Raw genomic sequence first — 16,303 nt, 5'->3', positions numbered from 1 at the left:
ATGTTATTAGGATCACATGTTTCAATGAGTGGTAAAAAGATGTTAGAAGGTTCTGCTATAGAAGCGCATGAATATGGTGAAACAACATTTATGATTTATACTGGTGCACCTCAAAACACGCGCCGTAAAAGTATTGAAGATTTAAATATAACTAAAGGTCATGAAGTGATGGAAAAATATGGCTTATCTAATATTGTTGTTCATGCACCATACATCATTAATATTGCAAATACAACCAAACCAGAAACGTTTAATCTTGGTGTAGATTTCTTGCAACAAGAAATTGAAAGAACGCAAGCTATAGGCGCTAAAGATATTGTATTACATCCAGGTGCGCATGTTGGAGCTGGTGTTGATGCCGGAATTAATAAGATTATTGAAGGATTAAATGAAGTTTTAACGAATGACAATAATGTACGTATTGCGCTTGAAACGATGGCAGGTAAAGGTACAGAGATTGGTCGCTCGTTTGAAGAGTTAGCACGTATTATTGATGGAGTTCATAATAACGAACGTTTATCAGTATGCTTTGATACATGTCATACGCATGATGCTGGATATAATGTGAAAGAGGACTTTGATGGCGTATTAAATGAATTTGATAAAATCATTGGAGTCGACAGAATTAAAGTTGTTCATGTCAATGATTCTAAAAATGACCGTGGCGCTCAAAAAGACCGACATGAAAATATTGGCTTCGGTTACATTGGCTTTGATGCATTAAATTACATTGTGCATCATGATAGTTTTAAAGATATTCCGAAAATCTTAGAAACACCTTATGTTGGTGAAGATAAGAAAAATAAAAAACCGCCATATAAGCTTGAAATTGAAATGTTAAAACAACAGCAATTTGACCCAGAATTAAAAAATAAGGTTATGCAACAATAAAATGATAATGCTCTCTTCAAGAAATGCGATAAATAAAACTTGAAGGGGGCATATCTCTTTATTTTGTCTAATTTTGAGTCGTAAACATTACTGTTTACATATGTTACTAGGAGTTGTATAGTTGAATGCGAGGTGAGAATACGATGACACCAGTCTTTGAATTGAAAAATGTCAATTACTACTATGATCATAAAAAAGTGTTAGAAAATATAAACATTAAAATAAATAAAGGTGAATTTTTAGCAATTGTTGGACCAAATGGTGCTGGTAAATCAACATTATTGAAGTTGATTCTAGGATTATTACCTTTACAAAGTGGTGAGATTTTTGTTGAAGGTATTGATTTTAAAAATAAGAAAACATCAATTAAATTAAGCTATGTATCACAAAAAGCAAATGCCTTTAATTCAGGTTTCCCAGCAAGTGTTAAAGAAGTTGTTTTAAGCGGATTAACAAAGACAAAACGTCTTTTCCAAACATTTAATAGCAAAGATAATGAAAAAGTGATTAAAGTACTAGAAAGACTGAATATAAGTGATTTAATTCATAAAAATATAGCAGAATTATCAGGTGGTCAACAACAACGTGTAATGATTGCTCGAGCATTGATTTCAGAACCTGCAGTATTAGTACTTGATGAACCGACGAATGGTATTGATGCAAAACATGTAAGTGAATTTTATAATACTTTAGATCAATTAAAACAAGAAGGTATCACCATTATCTTAGTTACTCATGATATTGGTGTTGTAGCAGATACTGCTACTGAAGTAGCATGTTTAAATAAGCATTTGCATTTCCATGGTACAACTGATGAGTTTAAATCACTTGATGAAGTTGAAATTTCAAAAATTTATGGACATCCTGTACGTTTTGTCGATCATCAGCATAATCGAGAATGTTGTAATTAATAAAGATTTGAGTTTATTTAAAATGGAAAGGCGTGTCACAATTGATAGATGCATTATTGAATTTTGATTTTATGAGGTACTCTTTAATTAGTGGTATCTTGATAGGTTTTATTGCGCCTCTAATCGGTGCTTTTATCGTTGTTAGACGACTATCACTTATAGCTGATGCTCTAAGTCATGTAACTTTAGGTGGTATATCCTTCGGTATGTTTTTACTTACTATTATGCCAACACTAGTATTTATTAATCCAATGTGGTTTGGAATCTTATTCGCAATAGTAGGTGCGCTTCTAATTGAAAAATTAAGAACGTCATACACTGCTTACCAAGAAATTGCTATTCCAATTATAATGAGTGCTGGTATCGCCTTGAGTGCAATCTTCATTTCATTAGCTGATGGGTTCAATCAAGAAATTGTTGGATTACTATTTGGCTCAATAAGCGCAGTGAATATAAGTGATTTAACAACGATTATTGTCATTGCCATCATAGTTGTTCTGTTTATTACATTGTTTTATAAAGAATTATTTATATTGTCATTTGATGAGGAATATAGTAAAGTCATTGGCATTCCTAGGTGGATTCAATTTTTATTTATTGTTATTGTAGCGATGGTTATTTCTGCCTCAATGCGTGTTGTAGGGATACTGTTAGTAAGTGCGTTAATCACGTTACCAATTGCAATAAGTATGCGAATAACAAAAAGTTTTAAGCAATTGATATTACTAAGTGTATTTTTAGGTGAATTATCAGTAATATTAGGCTTAGTCCTAGCTTTCTATATGGACATTTCTCCGGGTGGTGTAATTGTAGTTCTACTAGTTATTTTACTTATGATTACAATGGCTTATCAGAAAATGCGAATGAAGTTTAAAAAGGGAGCTAATATCAATGAATACAAATGATGCTATTAAAATTTTAAAAGAGAACGGTTTAAAATATACAGATAAACGTAAAGATATGTTAGATATTTTTGTCGAAGAAGATAAGTATATAAACGCAAAGTATATACAACAACGTATGGATGAAAATTATCCTGGAATTTCATTCGACACAATTTATAGAAACCTGCACTTATTTAAAGATTTAGGGATTATTGAAAATACAGAACTTGATGGTGAAATGAAGTTTAGAATCGCTTGTACAAACCATCATCATCATCATTTTATCTGTGAAAAGTGTGGAGATACAAAGGTAATAGATTATTGTCCAATAGATCAGATAAAATTATCACTACCTGGTGTTAATATTCACAAACACAAACTTGAAGTTTATGGTGTATGTGAGTCTTGCCAAGATTAATATAAAGAAATGAGATTTATGCACATTTGGTCAGATGTATGCATAAATCTCATTTTTTAAATTATAGAAGATAAAGGTTCATTTCATACTCCGTTCGTATGATTTTATGGCAAATCTGTTAACTTTTTATATACAAAATGTTTAATTATTTTTGATTTGAGTTATATTAAATGAGTAGAGAAAATAATAAGTAGTAGAATTTAAGCAAATTCTTTGTTGAACCAGTCACTGCTTGTTATTATTTACTTACAGACATTTTAGGAGGATGATTATTTATGGCTTTTGAATTACCAAAATTACCATACGCATTTGATGCATTAGAACCACATTTTGACAAAGAAACTATGGAAATTCACCATGACAGACATCATAACACTTATGTTACGAAATTAAATGCTGCAGTAGAAGGTACAGATTTAGAATCTAAATCTATTGAAGAAATTGTTGCTAATTTAGACAGTGTACCAGCTAACATCCAAACTGCTGTACGTAATAATGGCGGTGGACATTTAAACCATTCATTATTCTGGGAGTTACTTTCACCAAACTCAGAAGAAAAAGGTACTGTAGTAGAAAAAATTAAAGAACAATGGGGTTCTTTAGAAGAATTTAAAAAAGAATTTGCTGACAAAGCAGCTGCACGCTTTGGTTCAGGATGGGCTTGGTTAGTCGTAAACAATGGCCAGTTAGAAATTGTGACTACACCAAACCAAGATAATCCATTAACTGAGGGTAAAACACCTATTTTAGGTTTAGACGTATGGGAACACGCTTATTACCTAAAATATCAAAACAAACGCCCTGACTACATTGGCGCATTTTGGAATGTAGTTAACTGGGAAAAAGTTGACGAATTATATAACGCAACAAAATAAAGTATGATTACTTGTCCGGTCTCTTAAATGAGACCGTTATTTTTTTGTCAAAAAGATAGAAATAATTTCTAAATTCATATATGATTTAAAGTGAAAGACTTTGAATAGAGGTAGGTAGTTTTGTTAAAAAGACTAAAAGAAAAATCAAATGATGAAATCGTTCAAAATACAATTAACAAGAGAATTAACTTTATATTTGGTGTGATTGTATTTATTTTTGCAGTACTAGTACTACGTTTAGGTTATTTACAAATCGCACAAGGCTCACATTATAAACAAATTATAAAAAATGATGAAAACATTACAGTGAATGAGTCTGTGCCAAGAGGTCGTATTTTAGACAGAAATGGGAAAGTTTTAGTTGATAATGCTTCTAAAATGGCTATTACATATACTAGGGGTCGAAAAACAACACAATCGGAAATGTTGGATACGGCTGAAAAGTTATCGAAGCTAATCAAGATGGATACTAAGAAGATTACAGAACGTGATAAGAAAGATTTCTGGATTCAGTTGCATCCTAAAAAAGCAAAAGCAATGATGACAAAAGAACAAGCTATGTTAGCAGATGGAAGTATTAAACAAGATCAATATGATAAACAACTGTTATCGAAAATTGGAAAATCACAATTAGATGAATTGTCTTCTAAAGATTTACAAGTTTTAGCCATTTTTCGAGAGATGAATGCAGGAACAGTTTTAGATCCACAAATGATAAAAAATGAAGATGTCAGTGAAAAAGAGTATGCAGCAGTTTCTCAGCAACTTTCCAAATTACCAGGTGTTAACACGGCTATGGATTGGGATAGAAAATATCCATATGGCGACACTTTAAGAGGTATATTCGGAGATGTATCGACACCTGCTGAAGGTATTCCAAAAGAATTGACAGAACATTACTTATCCAAAGGATATTCACGCAATGATCGTGTTGGAAAATCTTACCTAGAATATCAATATGAAGATGTATTGCGTGGTAAGAAGAAAGAAATGAAATACACAACGGACAAATCTGGTAAAGTCACATCTTCAGAAGTGTTAAATCCTGGCGCTCGCGGTCAAGATTTGAAATTAACGATCGATATAGATCTTCAAAAAGAAGTAGAAGCATTATTAGATAAACAAATTAAGAAGCTTCGAAGCCAAGGTGCCAAAGATATGGATAATGCAATGATGGTTGTACAAAATCCTAAAAATGGAGACATTCTTGCGCTTGCCGGAAAGCAGATTAATAAGAGTGGTAAAGTGACTGATTATGACATTGGTACGTTTACTTCTCAATTTGCGGTTGGATCTTCTGTAAAAGGTGGAACATTATTAGCTGGTTATCAGAATAAAGCTATCAAAGTTGGAGAAACAATGGTCGATGAACCATTACATTTCCAAGGTGGTTTGACAAAACGATCATACTTTAATAAAAACGGGCATGTATCTATTAATGATAAGCAAGCTTTGATGCATTCATCAAACGTATATATGTTTAAAACAGCATTAAAATTAGCGGGAGACCCTTATTATTCTGGTATGGCTTTACCTTCAGATATAAGTTCACCTGCCCAAAAGCTAAGAAGAGGATTAAATCAAGTAGGATTAGGTGTGAAAACGGGTATAGATTTACCAAATGAAACAAGAGGTCAAATCGAACCATTAACAAATAATCCAGGTAATTATCTAGATTTATCAATTGGTCAATATGATACCTATACACCATTACAATTATCACAATATGTTTCAACTATAGCGAATGATGGTTATAGAATACAGCCACACATTGGATTAACGATTCATGAATCAACTAATAAAGATGAGGTTGGTCCACTCAAGAAGAAAATTAATGGCACCGTCTTGAACAAGGTTAATAATACTGAAAAAGAAATCAAACAAATTCAAGAAGGATTCAAAATGGCATTTAATGAAAAAGATGGTACTGGATATGTTAGTTTTAAAGATACAGTAGTACCTACTGCTGGTAAAACGGGTACCGCTGAAGTGTTTCAAAACGGAGAGCCAAGAGTTAACTCTACTTATATAGGATACGCGCCAATTGATGATCCAAAATTAGCGTTTTCAATTGTATATACAAATCAGCCTGTACCACCACCATGGTTAACAGGTGGAGACTTAGGTAGAGATGTAATTAACTACTACTTTAAGCAGTTAGGTAAAGATGATAAAAATAAAGACAAAGACAAATAAAATTTAGCCTGACGATTGTGTAGCGCATGGTTGTAAAATTTTAACTTTGCAAATATTATAGATGTTGGTATAATAATAAAGTCGTATTTAGAAATGATAAGGAGGAATAACCATGCGCGTAAACGTAACTTTAGCTTGTACGGAATGTGGTGACAGAAACTACATTACAACTAAGAACAAAAGAAATAATCCAGAACGTGTTGAAATGAAGAAATTCTGTTCACGTGAAAACAAACAAACTTTACACCGTGAAACAAAATAATCATTAAAATTAAATTCAAATTAACAATAAAAAAGGTGAAATCTCAAAATAAGAGGTTTCACCTTTTTAATTATTCACACGTATGAAATGATAAAAGATTTTCAATTGAAATAATAAATTTTAGAATTGTCGCATAATTCATCATGACAACATAATGACATGTATTGTTATTAACGATATAATAGAATTGAATAAAGTGGGTGATAATGTGACTAAAAATGAGATTAGAAAATACATTTTACATAAAATGAAGAATTTTAATAAAGCTGAAAAGCGAAAAGCAGACACATGGTTAAGAAATCAATTTTTTGCAACTGAAGAATACAAAGAAGCAAACGCAATTGCGCTAGTTCTTTCTTTTAATCATGAAGTAGATACTTTTTCTATTATTGAACAAGCCTTAATGGATCATAAACGTATTTTTGTGCCGAAAATGGATTATTTAAATCATCAAATGACTTTTAAAGAGATATTTAATCTAAAAGATATTGATGTCGATAATAAGGGGATTTACTATCCAACTTCAAAAGGTGAAACAACGAATAACCTAGATTTAATTGTTGTTCCTGGTGTTGGTTTTCAAGACGATGGATATAGAATTGGGTATGGTGGTGGCTATTATGACAGGTTTTTAGCTAATTATCAGACAAAGACAATAAGCTTATTATACGATTTTCAAATAACATCATTTGAACCGGAATCATTCGATCAACCAGTCGATAAATTGATTATATATCAATCAGCATAGTGGAGGACTAAATGAACATAGACAAACAATTTTGGAAAACAATATATTATTGGATTAGGTACTTGAATTTTGATATTGTCAGTAGGGAAAAAGATGACCAAGAAATTTGGTTAGCCCATAAAAGAAAAAAACAAGTAGTCATTTTTAAACAACATATCAAGTCTACCCAAGAAATACGTTTTGACAAAGCGAAAGTGCTTGAACACAAAGATGAAATAGCAAATTTTATTTCTTTCGAACCTCAAAGTTTTGAATTTTATTATTTTACAGAATCGGAATTTTCAGAAGAACAATTAAATGAAGTTTCGCCAATTAGAATTAAATTCAATGTTATAAGACACACAAAAGATCTGATAAAGCATATGCCGAATATATTTTTGGCTAGACTTATTTCAGAAAATAATGATAAAAAGACATATATGTTCTATAAACGCAAAGTATTAACCGATAACTTTTTAGATAAATATATGCAGAAATTTTCACCGGCAACATACACAATAATATTTGTAAATGTCTTAATATGGTTATGTATGATTTTATATTTAAATAATTTTTCGGATGTAAAATTATTAGATGTTGGCGGGTTAGTGCATTTTAATGTCGTACATGGTGAATGGTATCGAATTGTTACATCGATGTTTTTACATTTTAGTTTTGAACATATACTTATGAATATGCTTTCATTATTTATTTTTGGTAAAATAGTCGAAGCAATTATTGGTTCATGGAGGATGTTAACTGTATACTTTATTGCAGGGCTGTTTGGAAACTTTGTATCACTATCATTTAATACGACTACAATTTCAGTTGGGGCTAGTGGTGCTATATTTGGTCTGATTGGATCAATTTTTGCGATGATGTATGTTTCGAAAACATTTAACAAAAAAATGTTAGGACAGTTATTAATTGCATTAGTGATATTAGTTGGTGTTTCTCTGTTTATGTCAAATATAAATATTGTGGCGCATATTGGAGGATTCATTGGTGGTTTATTAATAACTTTAATTGGCTATTACTATAAAGTGAATCGTAATATTTTTTGGATTTTACTAATTGGTATGCTTGTTATATTTATTGCACTTCAAATTAGAATTTTTACAATTAAAGAAGATAATATTTATAATAAATTGATCAAAGATGATATGACTAGTGGTAATTATGATAATGCTCAAAATATTGTGAAGCAGACAATAAATAAAAATTATGCCGATGATCAAACATATTATTTAAGTGGTATGATTATGGCTACTATCAATTCTAAGTCTGAAGGTATGACAGAATGGGAGCGAGGACTTAGAATGTTTCCTAAATCAGGTTTATTAAATTTTGAGTTAGCGATAGCAAATCGTTCATTAAATGATGATGAAAAAGCATTAAAATATGTGCGTAAAGCATTAAATGCAGACCCTAAAAATACAGATTATATTAACTTAGAAAAAGAGTTGACTAAATCAAATGAGTCGAAAAATAAATAACTTTTATGATGTACAACAGTTATTGAAAAGTTACGGATTTCTAATATATTTTAAAAATCCAGAAGATATGTACGAAATGATTCAACAGGAGATTTCATCATTGTATCAATATGAACTGTTATCTAAGGAAGAATATTTGAAATGTACGTTGATAATTAATCAGAGAAGGAATGAACAGAAATGACAAAAATTATTTTAGCAGCTGATGTAGGCGGGACGACTTGTAAATTAGGTATTTTCACACCTGAATTAGAACAATTACATAAATGGTCTATTCACACTGATACATCTGATAGTACAGGATATACACTTTTGAAAGGAATTTATGATTCGTTTGTTGAAAAAGTAAATGAAAATAATTATAATTTTTCAAATATACTTGGCGTAGGTATTGGTGTACCAGGTCCTGTTGACTTTGAAAAAGGTACAGTAAATGGAGCAGTAAACTTATATTGGCCAGAAAAAGTTAATGTACGTGAGATTTTTGAACAATTCGTTGATTGTCCAGTGTATGTAGATAATGATGCTAACATAGCTGCTTTAGGGGAGAAACACAAAGGTGCTGGTGAAGGTGCCGATGATGTTGTTGCCATCACACTTGGTACAGGACTAGGTGGAGGAATTATTTCAAATGGTGAAATCGTACATGGTCATAATGGCTCTGGCGCAGAAATAGGTCATTTTAGAGCAGACTTCGATCAACGATTTAAATGTAATTGTGGTCGTTCTGGATGTATTGAAACAGTTGCTTCAGCGACAGGCGTTGTTAACTTAGTCAACTTCTACTATCCGAAGTTGACGTTTAGATCTTCTATATTAGAATTGATTAAAGAAAATAAAGTTACAGCAAAAGCTGTTTTTGATGCGGCAAAAGCTGGTGACCAATTCTGTATTTTCATTACTGAAAAGGTTGCAAACTATATTGGATATTTATGTAGTATTATTAGTGTTACAAGTAATCCGAAATATATCGTTCTAGGTGGAGGAATGTCTACTGCAGGACCTATTTTAATTGAAAATATTAAAACGGAATATCATAATTTAACATTTACACCTGCTCAATTTGAAACTGAAATTGTACAAGCGAAATTAGGTAATGATGCAGGTATTACAGGAGCAGCAGGATTAATCAAGACCTATGTATTAGATAAAGAGGGGGTAAAATAATGGCTATTGTTGATGTGGTTGTTATTCCAGTTGGAACTGAAGGTCCGAGCGTTAGTAAATATATTGCAGATATTCAGAAAAAACTTCAAGAATATAAAGCGATGGGTAAAATTGATTTTCAATTAACACCAATGAATACTCTAATTGAAGGGGAATTAAGCGATGTATTAGAAGTTGTGCAAGTGATACATGAATTACCTTTTGATAAAGGTTTAAGTAGAGTTTGTACAAATATTCGTATAGATGACCGACGAGACAAATCTAGAAAAATGAATGATAAACTAACATCAGTACAAAAACATTTAGAAAATAGTGGTGAAAACCTATGAGGATTTCAAGCTTAACTTTAGGCTTAGTTGATACCAATACGTATTTCATCGAAAATGACAAAGCTGTTATTCTGATTGACCCTTCAGGTGAAAGTGAAAAAATTATTAAAAAATTAAACCAAATAAATAAACCGTTAAAAGCTATTTTATTAACACATGCACACTTTGATCATATCGGAGCAGTCGATGATATAGTCAATCGATTCGATGTCCCGGTTTATATGCATGAAGCAGAGTTTGATTTTCTAAAAGATCCCGTTAAAAATGGGGCAGATAAATTTAAGCAATATGGGCTACCAATTATTACAAGTAAGGTAACTCCTGAAAAGTTAAACGAAGGTAGCGCAGAAATAGAAGGATTTAAGTTTAATGTGTTACACACACCTGGACATTCACCAGGAAGTTTAACATATGTGTTCGATGAATTCGCAGTTGTTGGAGATACATTATTTAATAATGGAATCGGACGTACAGATTTATATAAAGGTGATTATGAAACGTTAGTTGATTCTATTCAAGATAAAATATTTGAATTAGAAGGCGATTTACCTTTATTCCCTGGACATGGTCCATATACGACGGTTGATGATGAACAATTAAATCCATTTTTACACGGTTAAATTGAAGTAATAAAAACACCTCCTACGTGATTATATGTAGGAGGTGTTTTTTTGAAGATTCTATTTCAAGAAATAATTAATAAAGCGATAGAAATGAAAGCGAGTGATGTACATTTTATTCCAGTTAAAAATGAAGTAAGTATTAAATTTAGAATTAATGATAACTTGGAGCAGTATGAACAAATTGGGAATAGCATTTATCAAAAGTTATTAGTTTATATGAAGTTTCAAGCTGGACTTGATGTATCTACACAACAAGTCGCACAGAGCGGTCGATATAGTTACCATTTCAATAAAATATATTTTTTGAGAATATCAACTTTACCATTGTCACTTGGCCAAGAAAGTTGTGTGATCAGAATTGTACCTCAATTTTTTCAACAACAGAAATCAACTTATAAATTCAATGATTTTAAACACCTCATGAATAAGAAACAAGGATTACTATTGTTTAGTGGACCAACTGGTTCAGGAAAGAGTACATTAATGTATCAAATGGTCTCATACGCGAATAAAGCCTTGAATTTAAATGTAATTTCTATAGAGGATCCTGTAGAGATGCAAATTCCTGGTATTGTCCAAATTAATGTGAATGATAAAGCTGGCATTAACTATGTAAATTCGTTTAAAGCTATTTTAAGATGTGATCCTGATGTTATTTTAATAGGTGAAATCAGAGATAAAGATGTTGCCAAGTGTGTTATACAGGCTAGTTTAAGTGGTCACCTTGTTCTGACTACATTGCATGCAACTGATTGTAAAGGTGCTATTTTAAGGCTATTAGAAATGGGCATTTCTGTACAAGAATTGATACAGGCAACTAACTTAATTATAAACCAACGACTTGTAACTACTATTAAGCAACAGCGACAATTAGTATGTGAAATTCTATCTCAGCAACAACTCCGATATTTCTTTTCCCATAATCATTCATTACCATCATCATTTAAGAACTTAGAAGATAAACTTGATGATATGACAAAAGCAGGTGTCATTTGTGAAACTACAATGGATAAATACATTTAAACTACATTCTAAGAAGCGACAATTAAGTAAGGCCCAACAAATCGATTTACTTTCAAATTTATGTAATTTGTTGAAATATGGTTTCACTCTGTATCAAAGTTTTCAATTTTTAAATCTTCAAATGACATATAAAAATAAGCAATTAGGCATCACCATTCTAAGTGAAATTTCAAATGGTGCACCATGCAACCAGATATTATCACTGATAGGTTATAGCGATACTATCGTCATGCAAGTATATTTGGCAGAAAGATTTGGCAATATCATAGACGTTCTAGAAGAAACCGTAAATTATATGAAAGTGAATAGAAAGTCAGAACAACGATTGTTAAAGACACTGCAATACCCCTTAATACTAGTCTCTATTTTTATTGCTATGATTATAATATTAAACTTCACAGTAATTCCACAGTTTCAACAATTATATACTTCTATGAATATTCAACTATCTTCTTTTCAAAAAACATTGTCTTTTTTCATTACTAGCTTACCTACTATAATTGTAGTAATGCTCATAATAGTATCTATGTTGGCTATTATTATGAAATTAATTTATAACAAATTAAATATGCTCAATAAGATAAACTTTGTGATGAAACTACCGCTAATATCGGGCTATTTCCAATTATTTAAAACTTATTTTGTAACTAATGAATTAGTGTTGTTTTATAAAAATGGTATTACACTTCAATCAATAGTAGACGTTTATATTAACCATAGTAGTGATCCATTTAGACAGTTTCTAGGTAAATACTTATTAACTTATTCAGAAATGGGATATGGTTTACCTCAAATTTTAGAAAAACTAAAATGCTTTAAGCCTCAATTAATTAAGTTTGTGCTACAAGGTGAAAAGAGAGGAAAGCTAGAAGTAGAACTAAAGCTATATTCGCAAATATTAGTGAGGCAAATAGAGGATAAAGCGATAAAACAGACTCAGTTTTTACAGCCTATTTTATTTTTGATTTTAGGTTTATTTATTGTCGCAATTTATTTAGTAATTATGTTACCAATGTTTCAAATGATGCAAAGTATAAAATAATGGAGGTTAATATATGTTTAAATTTCTAAAGAAAACTCAAGCGTTTACATTGATAGAGATGCTATTAGTGTTATTAATCATCAGTTTATTATTAATTTTAATCATTCCAAATATTGCTAAACAAACTGCTCACATACAATCAACAGGTTGTAATGCACAGGTAAAAATGGTTAATAGTCAAATTGAAGCGTATGCATTGAAACATAATAGAAATCCATCGTCTATTGAAGACTTAATTGCAGATGGTTTTATAAAAGAAGCACAAAAGACATGTAAATCAGGAGAGTCAATAACAATTAGTAATGGAGAAGCAGTTGCAAATTAGAAAGCAGTCAGCATTTACTATGATTGAGATGCTTGTGGTAATGATGTTAATCAGTATATTTTTACTTTTGACAATGACATCTAAAGGATTAAGCAATCTTAGAGTAATAGATGATGAGGCAAATATCATTTCTCTTATTACTGAATTGAATTATATTAAATCGCAAGCTATAGCAAATCAAGGATATATCAATGTTAGATTTTATGAAAACAGTGACACTATTAAAGTAATAGAGAATAATAAAATACGATTTCTAAAATTAAAAGTAGGCAAAATAATTAATGTTGCAAAAGTTGACATTATTGCCTTTGATAAAAAAGGGAATATCAATAAATTTGGTAGCATAACAATTGACAATAACAATTCAATTTATAGAATAATATTCCATATTGAAAAAGGAAGAATTCGTTATGAAAAGCTATAAGTGTAAAGGATCATTCTTAATAGATAGTATGGCTGGATTTTTGCTAATTGGATTGATTACATTACTATTGATACCAATGATGAATCAAATGCAAGCGAGTATAAACCATAAACTACAAACAATTGATGCTTCTAAAGTAATTTTGACGACTGTATCTAAAATTAATAAAGAAGAACTTAAGAAGGGGGTAACTATAGGGAAATATGATATTAAGCAAAGTGACCAACAAATATGTGCCATTTCAAAAAATACCACTTCTTATCAATAGACATGTATACAGTATTAATGTCAAAGCTTTTTCGCTTATTGAAATGTTAGTAGCGATGATGGTTATAAGTATAACTTTACTAATTGTTCCAGACTTAATTAGACTTAGCAAAACTTTTCTAATTGAAAGTAGGGAATTAACAACTGTAGATTTCGAATTTTTCTCAAGAGATATTCTAGAGGATTTTAAAGGTGTAGATAAAAACGATATTGAAATTAGGCAACAGCGTATCATTTTACATAAAGGTGAAGAAATGATCGAATACAAATTAATAAATAATAAAATTATTAAAGTTGTAAATGACAGAGGAAATATAACAATGATTAATAATGTTACAGCATTTACTGCAAATATCTACTATAAATCTATTATTAAAATAACGATAACAGTTAAAGTCGGTACAAATCTGCAGACTAAAACAATTTATGTATAACTTACTAGAATTTAAATGAGTACTATTAAAAAGGACGTGAAATAATTTATTAATTTTGATTTATATAAAGAAAAAGGATATGTAACTCCGTTCTTATTGATGCTAACAGCAATTTATTTTTCCATTTTCACTTTTTATATCAGTCAATATAGTTTAAAATTAAAGACATTATATAATATTGAAACTGACTATAACTATAAGATTGTTTTGTTATTGAAAGAAGGGAAAACGCATGAATCATGATAAATCACCAATAATTTTAATTGGTTTCATGGGTACCGGTAAATCTACGATTGGTAAATACGTTGCAGATGAGCAAAATTTATCATTTATTGATATAGATTCATATATCGAAGAGAAGTATAAGTTAACAATACCAGAAATATTTAGTAAACATGGTGAACAATATTTCAGGAATTTAGAGTTTACATGTTTGCAAGAATGTATTAACACTGCAGATATAATTGCTACTGGTGGTGGTATTATTGAAAGTGAAGAGGCATTTAATTTTTTGAAAAATCAAAAAAACATTATTTGGTTAGATTGTAATATTGATATTATATATAGTCGAATCAATGATGACCCACATCGACCTAATGCAAATAATAAGACAATCAAGCAGTTAAATGACTTGTATTGCTCGCGAATTTTAAGATATAATGAAATCGCATTCAAGAAATTTGATAGTCATTTGCTATCAATTTCAGAAATATATTATGAATTGCTAAATTTAATAAAAGCGAGTGATCAGTATTAGAGAGAATAGAGCGTTAAGACTCTATCGCCGAAGGTGCAAGTAATTTATTACGAAACTCTCAGGCAAAAGGATAATACTGTAACGCGTTCCTGAATTGGTGATTTATAAACAGGGTAGCGATTGCTATCCTGTTTTTATAATTTTAAGGGGGTATTTCAATGTCAAGTGATTTAAAACAAACACCTTTATATCAAAATTATGTTGATAGAGGTGCAAAAATTGTGGAATTCGGAGGATGGGCGATGCCTGTTCAATTTTCAAGTATTAAAGAGGAGCATAATGCTGTTCGATACGAAATTGGCCTGTTTGATGTTAGTCATATGGGTGAAATTGAAGTGACAGGTAAAGATGCTAGTCAGTTTGTGCAATATTTATTATCAAATGATACTGATAATTTAACTACTTCAAAAGCATTATATACTGCTTTATGTAATGAAGAAGGCGGTATTATTGATGATTTAGTAATATATAAATTAGCTGACGACAATTATTTATTAGTTGTTAATGCTGCTAATACTGAAAAAGATTTTAATTGGATTTTAAAACACAAAGAGAAATTTGATGTTGAAGTACAAAATGTATCAAATCAATATGGTCAATTAGCAATACAAGGACCAAAAGCTAGAGATTTAATTAATCAATTAGTTGATGAAGATGTAACTGAAATGAAAATGTTTGAATTTAAACAGGATGTCAAATTATTTGGAGCAAACGTCATTTTATCTCAGTCAGGTTACACAGGTGAAGATGGGTTTGAAATTTATTGTAATATCGATGATACTGAAAAAATTTGGGATGGTTTATTAGAGTATAATGTTATGCCATGTGGGTTAGGCGCTCGTGATACATTAAGATTAGAGGCTGGATTGCCATTACATGGACAAGATTTAACTGAATCAATTACGCCATATGAAGGTGGTATCGCTTTTGCAAGTAAACCATTAATTGATGCTGATTTTATTGGTAAATCTGTATTAAAAGATCAAAAAGAAAATGGTGCACCAAGAAGAACAGTAGGATTAGAATTACTTGAAAAAGGAATTGCAAGAACTGGTTATGAAGTTATGGATTTAGATGGAAATATTATTGGAAAAGTAACTTCAGGAACACAGTCTCCATCATCAGGTAAATCAATTGCACTTGCAATGATAAAAAGAGATGAGTTTGAAATGGGTAGAGAGTTGCTTGTTCAAGTTCGTAAGCGTCAATTAAAAGCGAAAATTGTTAAGAAAAATCAAATTGATAAATAATT

Annotated in this window: 22 protein-coding genes and 1 riboswitch; all 22 genes read left to right on the top strand. The window is 30.6% G+C overall.

Translation table 11 applies throughout. The features are described from left to right. The gene (locus HMPREF2658_RS05190) at positions 1-891 is read left to right on the top strand and encodes a deoxyribonuclease IV (protein ID WP_000924214.1); all 891 of its coding nucleotides are present in this window, start codon (positions 1-3) and stop codon (positions 889-891) included. A 125-nt stretch (positions 892-1,016) separates the two neighbouring features. After that, positions 1,017-1,802, top strand: coding sequence for a metal ABC transporter ATP-binding protein (locus HMPREF2658_RS05185; protein WP_001213908.1), 786 nt, complete (start codon positions 1,017-1,019; stop codon positions 1,800-1,802). Between the two features lie 41 nt (positions 1,803-1,843). Then, on the top strand, positions 1,844-2,707 hold the full coding sequence (locus HMPREF2658_RS05180; protein ID WP_000564318.1) for a metal ABC transporter permease: 864 nt from the start codon (positions 1,844-1,846) through the stop codon (positions 2,705-2,707). Next, on the top strand, positions 2,694-3,104 hold the full coding sequence (locus tag HMPREF2658_RS05175) for a Fur family transcriptional regulator (RefSeq protein WP_001095258.1): 411 nt from the start codon (positions 2,694-2,696) through the stop codon (positions 3,102-3,104). Before HMPREF2658_RS05180 ends, HMPREF2658_RS05175 begins: the two co-directional genes overlap by 14 nt. A 275-nt stretch (positions 3,105-3,379) precedes the next feature. Then, positions 3,380-3,979 carry a superoxide dismutase gene (locus tag HMPREF2658_RS05170; RefSeq protein WP_000863556.1) on the top strand — a complete coding sequence of 200 codons (600 nt, stop codon included), beginning with the start codon at positions 3,380-3,382 and terminating at the stop codon, positions 3,977-3,979. 120 nt (positions 3,980-4,099) lie between these two features. Further along, positions 4,100-6,175, top strand: a complete 2,076-nt coding sequence (locus HMPREF2658_RS05165) for a peptidoglycan D,D-transpeptidase FtsI family protein (RefSeq protein WP_000919759.1) — start codon at positions 4,100-4,102, stop codon at positions 6,173-6,175. A 112-nt stretch (positions 6,176-6,287) separates the two neighbouring features. Continuing rightward, positions 6,288-6,437: a 50S ribosomal protein L33 gene (gene rpmG, locus HMPREF2658_RS05160; protein ID WP_001265709.1), complete on the top strand. Its 150-nt coding sequence runs from the start codon at positions 6,288-6,290 to the stop codon at positions 6,435-6,437. Positions 6,438-6,645: 208 nt separating this feature from the next. Further along, positions 6,646-7,185, top strand: a complete 540-nt coding sequence (locus tag HMPREF2658_RS05155; RefSeq protein WP_000164546.1) for a 5-formyltetrahydrofolate cyclo-ligase — start codon at positions 6,646-6,648, stop codon at positions 7,183-7,185. Positions 7,186-7,196: 11 nt separating this feature from the next. After that, positions 7,197-8,660 carry a rhomboid family protein gene (locus tag HMPREF2658_RS05150; RefSeq protein WP_001017870.1) on the top strand — a complete coding sequence of 488 codons (1,464 nt, stop codon included), beginning with the start codon at positions 7,197-7,199 and terminating at the stop codon, positions 8,658-8,660. Then, positions 8,641-8,844, top strand: coding sequence for a YqgQ family protein (locus tag HMPREF2658_RS05145; protein WP_000087561.1), 204 nt, complete (start codon positions 8,641-8,643; stop codon positions 8,842-8,844). The genes HMPREF2658_RS05150 and HMPREF2658_RS05145 overlap by 20 nt, the downstream gene beginning before the upstream one ends. Beyond that, positions 8,841-9,827: an ROK family glucokinase gene (locus HMPREF2658_RS05140; RefSeq protein WP_000161307.1), complete on the top strand. Its 987-nt coding sequence runs from the start codon at positions 8,841-8,843 to the stop codon at positions 9,825-9,827. The genes HMPREF2658_RS05145 and HMPREF2658_RS05140 overlap by 4 nt, the downstream gene beginning before the upstream one ends. Further along, positions 9,827-10,156: an MTH1187 family thiamine-binding protein gene (locus tag HMPREF2658_RS05135; protein ID WP_001018871.1), complete on the top strand. Its 330-nt coding sequence runs from the start codon at positions 9,827-9,829 to the stop codon at positions 10,154-10,156. The genes HMPREF2658_RS05140 and HMPREF2658_RS05135 overlap by 1 nt, the downstream gene beginning before the upstream one ends. Then, positions 10,153-10,776, top strand: coding sequence for an MBL fold metallo-hydrolase (locus HMPREF2658_RS05130; RefSeq protein WP_001223009.1), 624 nt, complete (start codon positions 10,153-10,155; stop codon positions 10,774-10,776). Before HMPREF2658_RS05135 ends, HMPREF2658_RS05130 begins: the two co-directional genes overlap by 4 nt. 51 nt (positions 10,777-10,827) lie before the next feature. Next, the gene (gene comGA, locus HMPREF2658_RS05125) at positions 10,828-11,802 is read left to right on the top strand and encodes a competence type IV pilus ATPase ComGA (protein ID WP_000697220.1); all 975 of its coding nucleotides are present in this window, start codon (positions 10,828-10,830) and stop codon (positions 11,800-11,802) included. Then, positions 11,774-12,844, top strand: a complete 1,071-nt coding sequence (gene comGB, locus HMPREF2658_RS05120; protein WP_000776409.1) for a competence type IV pilus assembly protein ComGB — start codon at positions 11,774-11,776, stop codon at positions 12,842-12,844. Before comGA ends, comGB begins: the two co-directional genes overlap by 29 nt. Before the next feature lie 13 nt (positions 12,845-12,857). Further along, positions 12,858-13,169 (top strand): competence type IV pilus major pilin ComGC, encoded by a 312-nt coding sequence (comGC, locus tag HMPREF2658_RS05115; protein WP_000472255.1) that lies wholly within the window; start codon positions 12,858-12,860, stop codon positions 13,167-13,169. Then, positions 13,147-13,593, top strand: coding sequence for a competence type IV pilus minor pilin ComGD (comGD, locus tag HMPREF2658_RS05110; protein WP_001796473.1), 447 nt, complete (start codon positions 13,147-13,149; stop codon positions 13,591-13,593). Before comGC ends, comGD begins: the two co-directional genes overlap by 23 nt. Next, on the top strand, positions 13,580-13,861 hold the full coding sequence (locus HMPREF2658_RS05105; protein ID WP_000844412.1) for a hypothetical protein: 282 nt from the start codon (positions 13,580-13,582) through the stop codon (positions 13,859-13,861). Before comGD ends, HMPREF2658_RS05105 begins: the two co-directional genes overlap by 14 nt. After that, on the top strand, positions 13,797-14,294 hold the full coding sequence (locus tag HMPREF2658_RS05100; protein ID WP_029694423.1) for a competence type IV pilus minor pilin ComGF: 498 nt from the start codon (positions 13,797-13,799) through the stop codon (positions 14,292-14,294). Before HMPREF2658_RS05105 ends, HMPREF2658_RS05100 begins: the two co-directional genes overlap by 65 nt. A gap of 96 nt (positions 14,295-14,390) precedes the next feature. Beyond that, a complete protein-coding gene (locus HMPREF2658_RS05095) occupies positions 14,391-14,537 on the top strand; it encodes a hypothetical protein (protein ID WP_001789879.1) in 147 nt (48 codons plus the stop codon). Next, positions 14,527-15,051, top strand: coding sequence for a shikimate kinase (locus HMPREF2658_RS05090; RefSeq protein ID WP_001015120.1), 525 nt, complete (start codon positions 14,527-14,529; stop codon positions 15,049-15,051). Before HMPREF2658_RS05095 ends, HMPREF2658_RS05090 begins: the two co-directional genes overlap by 11 nt. Further along, a riboswitch (glycine riboswitch) is annotated at positions 15,038-15,135 on the top strand. (Overlaps the previous gene by 14 nt.) Positions 15,136-15,209: 74 nt before the next feature. Next, positions 15,210-16,301, top strand: coding sequence for a glycine cleavage system aminomethyltransferase GcvT (gene gcvT, locus HMPREF2658_RS05085; protein ID WP_000093344.1), 1,092 nt, complete (start codon positions 15,210-15,212; stop codon positions 16,299-16,301). Positions 16,302-16,303 lie beyond the last annotated feature (2 nt).

The sequence above is a fragment of the Staphylococcus sp. HMSC062H10 genome (assembly GCF_001836945.1).
Taxonomy (GTDB): Bacteria; Bacillota; Bacilli; order Staphylococcales; family Staphylococcaceae; genus Staphylococcus; species Staphylococcus aureus.
The sequence above is the reverse complement of the archived record's forward strand: the minus strand, read 5'-3'. Positions and strand labels throughout refer to the sequence as shown.

Excerpts from the sequence above, each read along its gene's own strand:
- HMPREF2658_RS05190 (WP_000924214.1), top strand. The coding sequence starts at position 1 with ATGTTATTAGGATCACATGTTTCAATGAGTGGTAAAAAGATGTTAGAA.
- HMPREF2658_RS05185 (WP_001213908.1), top strand. The coding sequence starts at position 1,017 with ATGCGAGGTGAGAATACGATGACACCAGTCTTTGAATTGAAAAATGTC.
- HMPREF2658_RS05175 (WP_001095258.1), top strand. The coding sequence starts at position 2,694 with ATGAATACAAATGATGCTATTAAAATTTTAAAAGAGAACGGTTTAAAA.
- HMPREF2658_RS05170 (WP_000863556.1), top strand. The coding sequence starts at position 3,380 with ATGGCTTTTGAATTACCAAAATTACCATACGCATTTGATGCATTAGAA.
- rpmG (WP_001265709.1), top strand. The coding sequence starts at position 6,288 with ATGCGCGTAAACGTAACTTTAGCTTGTACGGAATGTGGTGACAGAAAC.
- HMPREF2658_RS05150 (WP_001017870.1), top strand. The coding sequence starts at position 7,197 with ATGAACATAGACAAACAATTTTGGAAAACAATATATTATTGGATTAGG.
- HMPREF2658_RS05145 (WP_000087561.1), top strand. The coding sequence starts at position 8,641 with ATGAGTCGAAAAATAAATAACTTTTATGATGTACAACAGTTATTGAAA.
- HMPREF2658_RS05140 (WP_000161307.1), top strand. The coding sequence starts at position 8,841 with ATGACAAAAATTATTTTAGCAGCTGATGTAGGCGGGACGACTTGTAAA.
- HMPREF2658_RS05135 (WP_001018871.1), top strand. The coding sequence starts at position 9,827 with ATGGCTATTGTTGATGTGGTTGTTATTCCAGTTGGAACTGAAGGTCCG.
- HMPREF2658_RS05130 (WP_001223009.1), top strand. The coding sequence starts at position 10,153 with ATGAGGATTTCAAGCTTAACTTTAGGCTTAGTTGATACCAATACGTAT.
- comGC (WP_000472255.1), top strand. The coding sequence starts at position 12,858 with ATGTTTAAATTTCTAAAGAAAACTCAAGCGTTTACATTGATAGAGATG.
- comGD (WP_001796473.1), top strand. The coding sequence starts at position 13,147 with ATGGAGAAGCAGTTGCAAATTAGAAAGCAGTCAGCATTTACTATGATT.
- HMPREF2658_RS05105 (WP_000844412.1), top strand. The coding sequence starts at position 13,580 with ATGAAAAGCTATAAGTGTAAAGGATCATTCTTAATAGATAGTATGGCT.
- HMPREF2658_RS05100 (WP_029694423.1), top strand. The coding sequence starts at position 13,797 with ATGATATTAAGCAAAGTGACCAACAAATATGTGCCATTTCAAAAAATA.
- HMPREF2658_RS05090 (WP_001015120.1), top strand. The coding sequence starts at position 14,527 with ATGAATCATGATAAATCACCAATAATTTTAATTGGTTTCATGGGTACC.
- gcvT (WP_000093344.1), top strand. The coding sequence starts at position 15,210 with ATGTCAAGTGATTTAAAACAAACACCTTTATATCAAAATTATGTTGAT.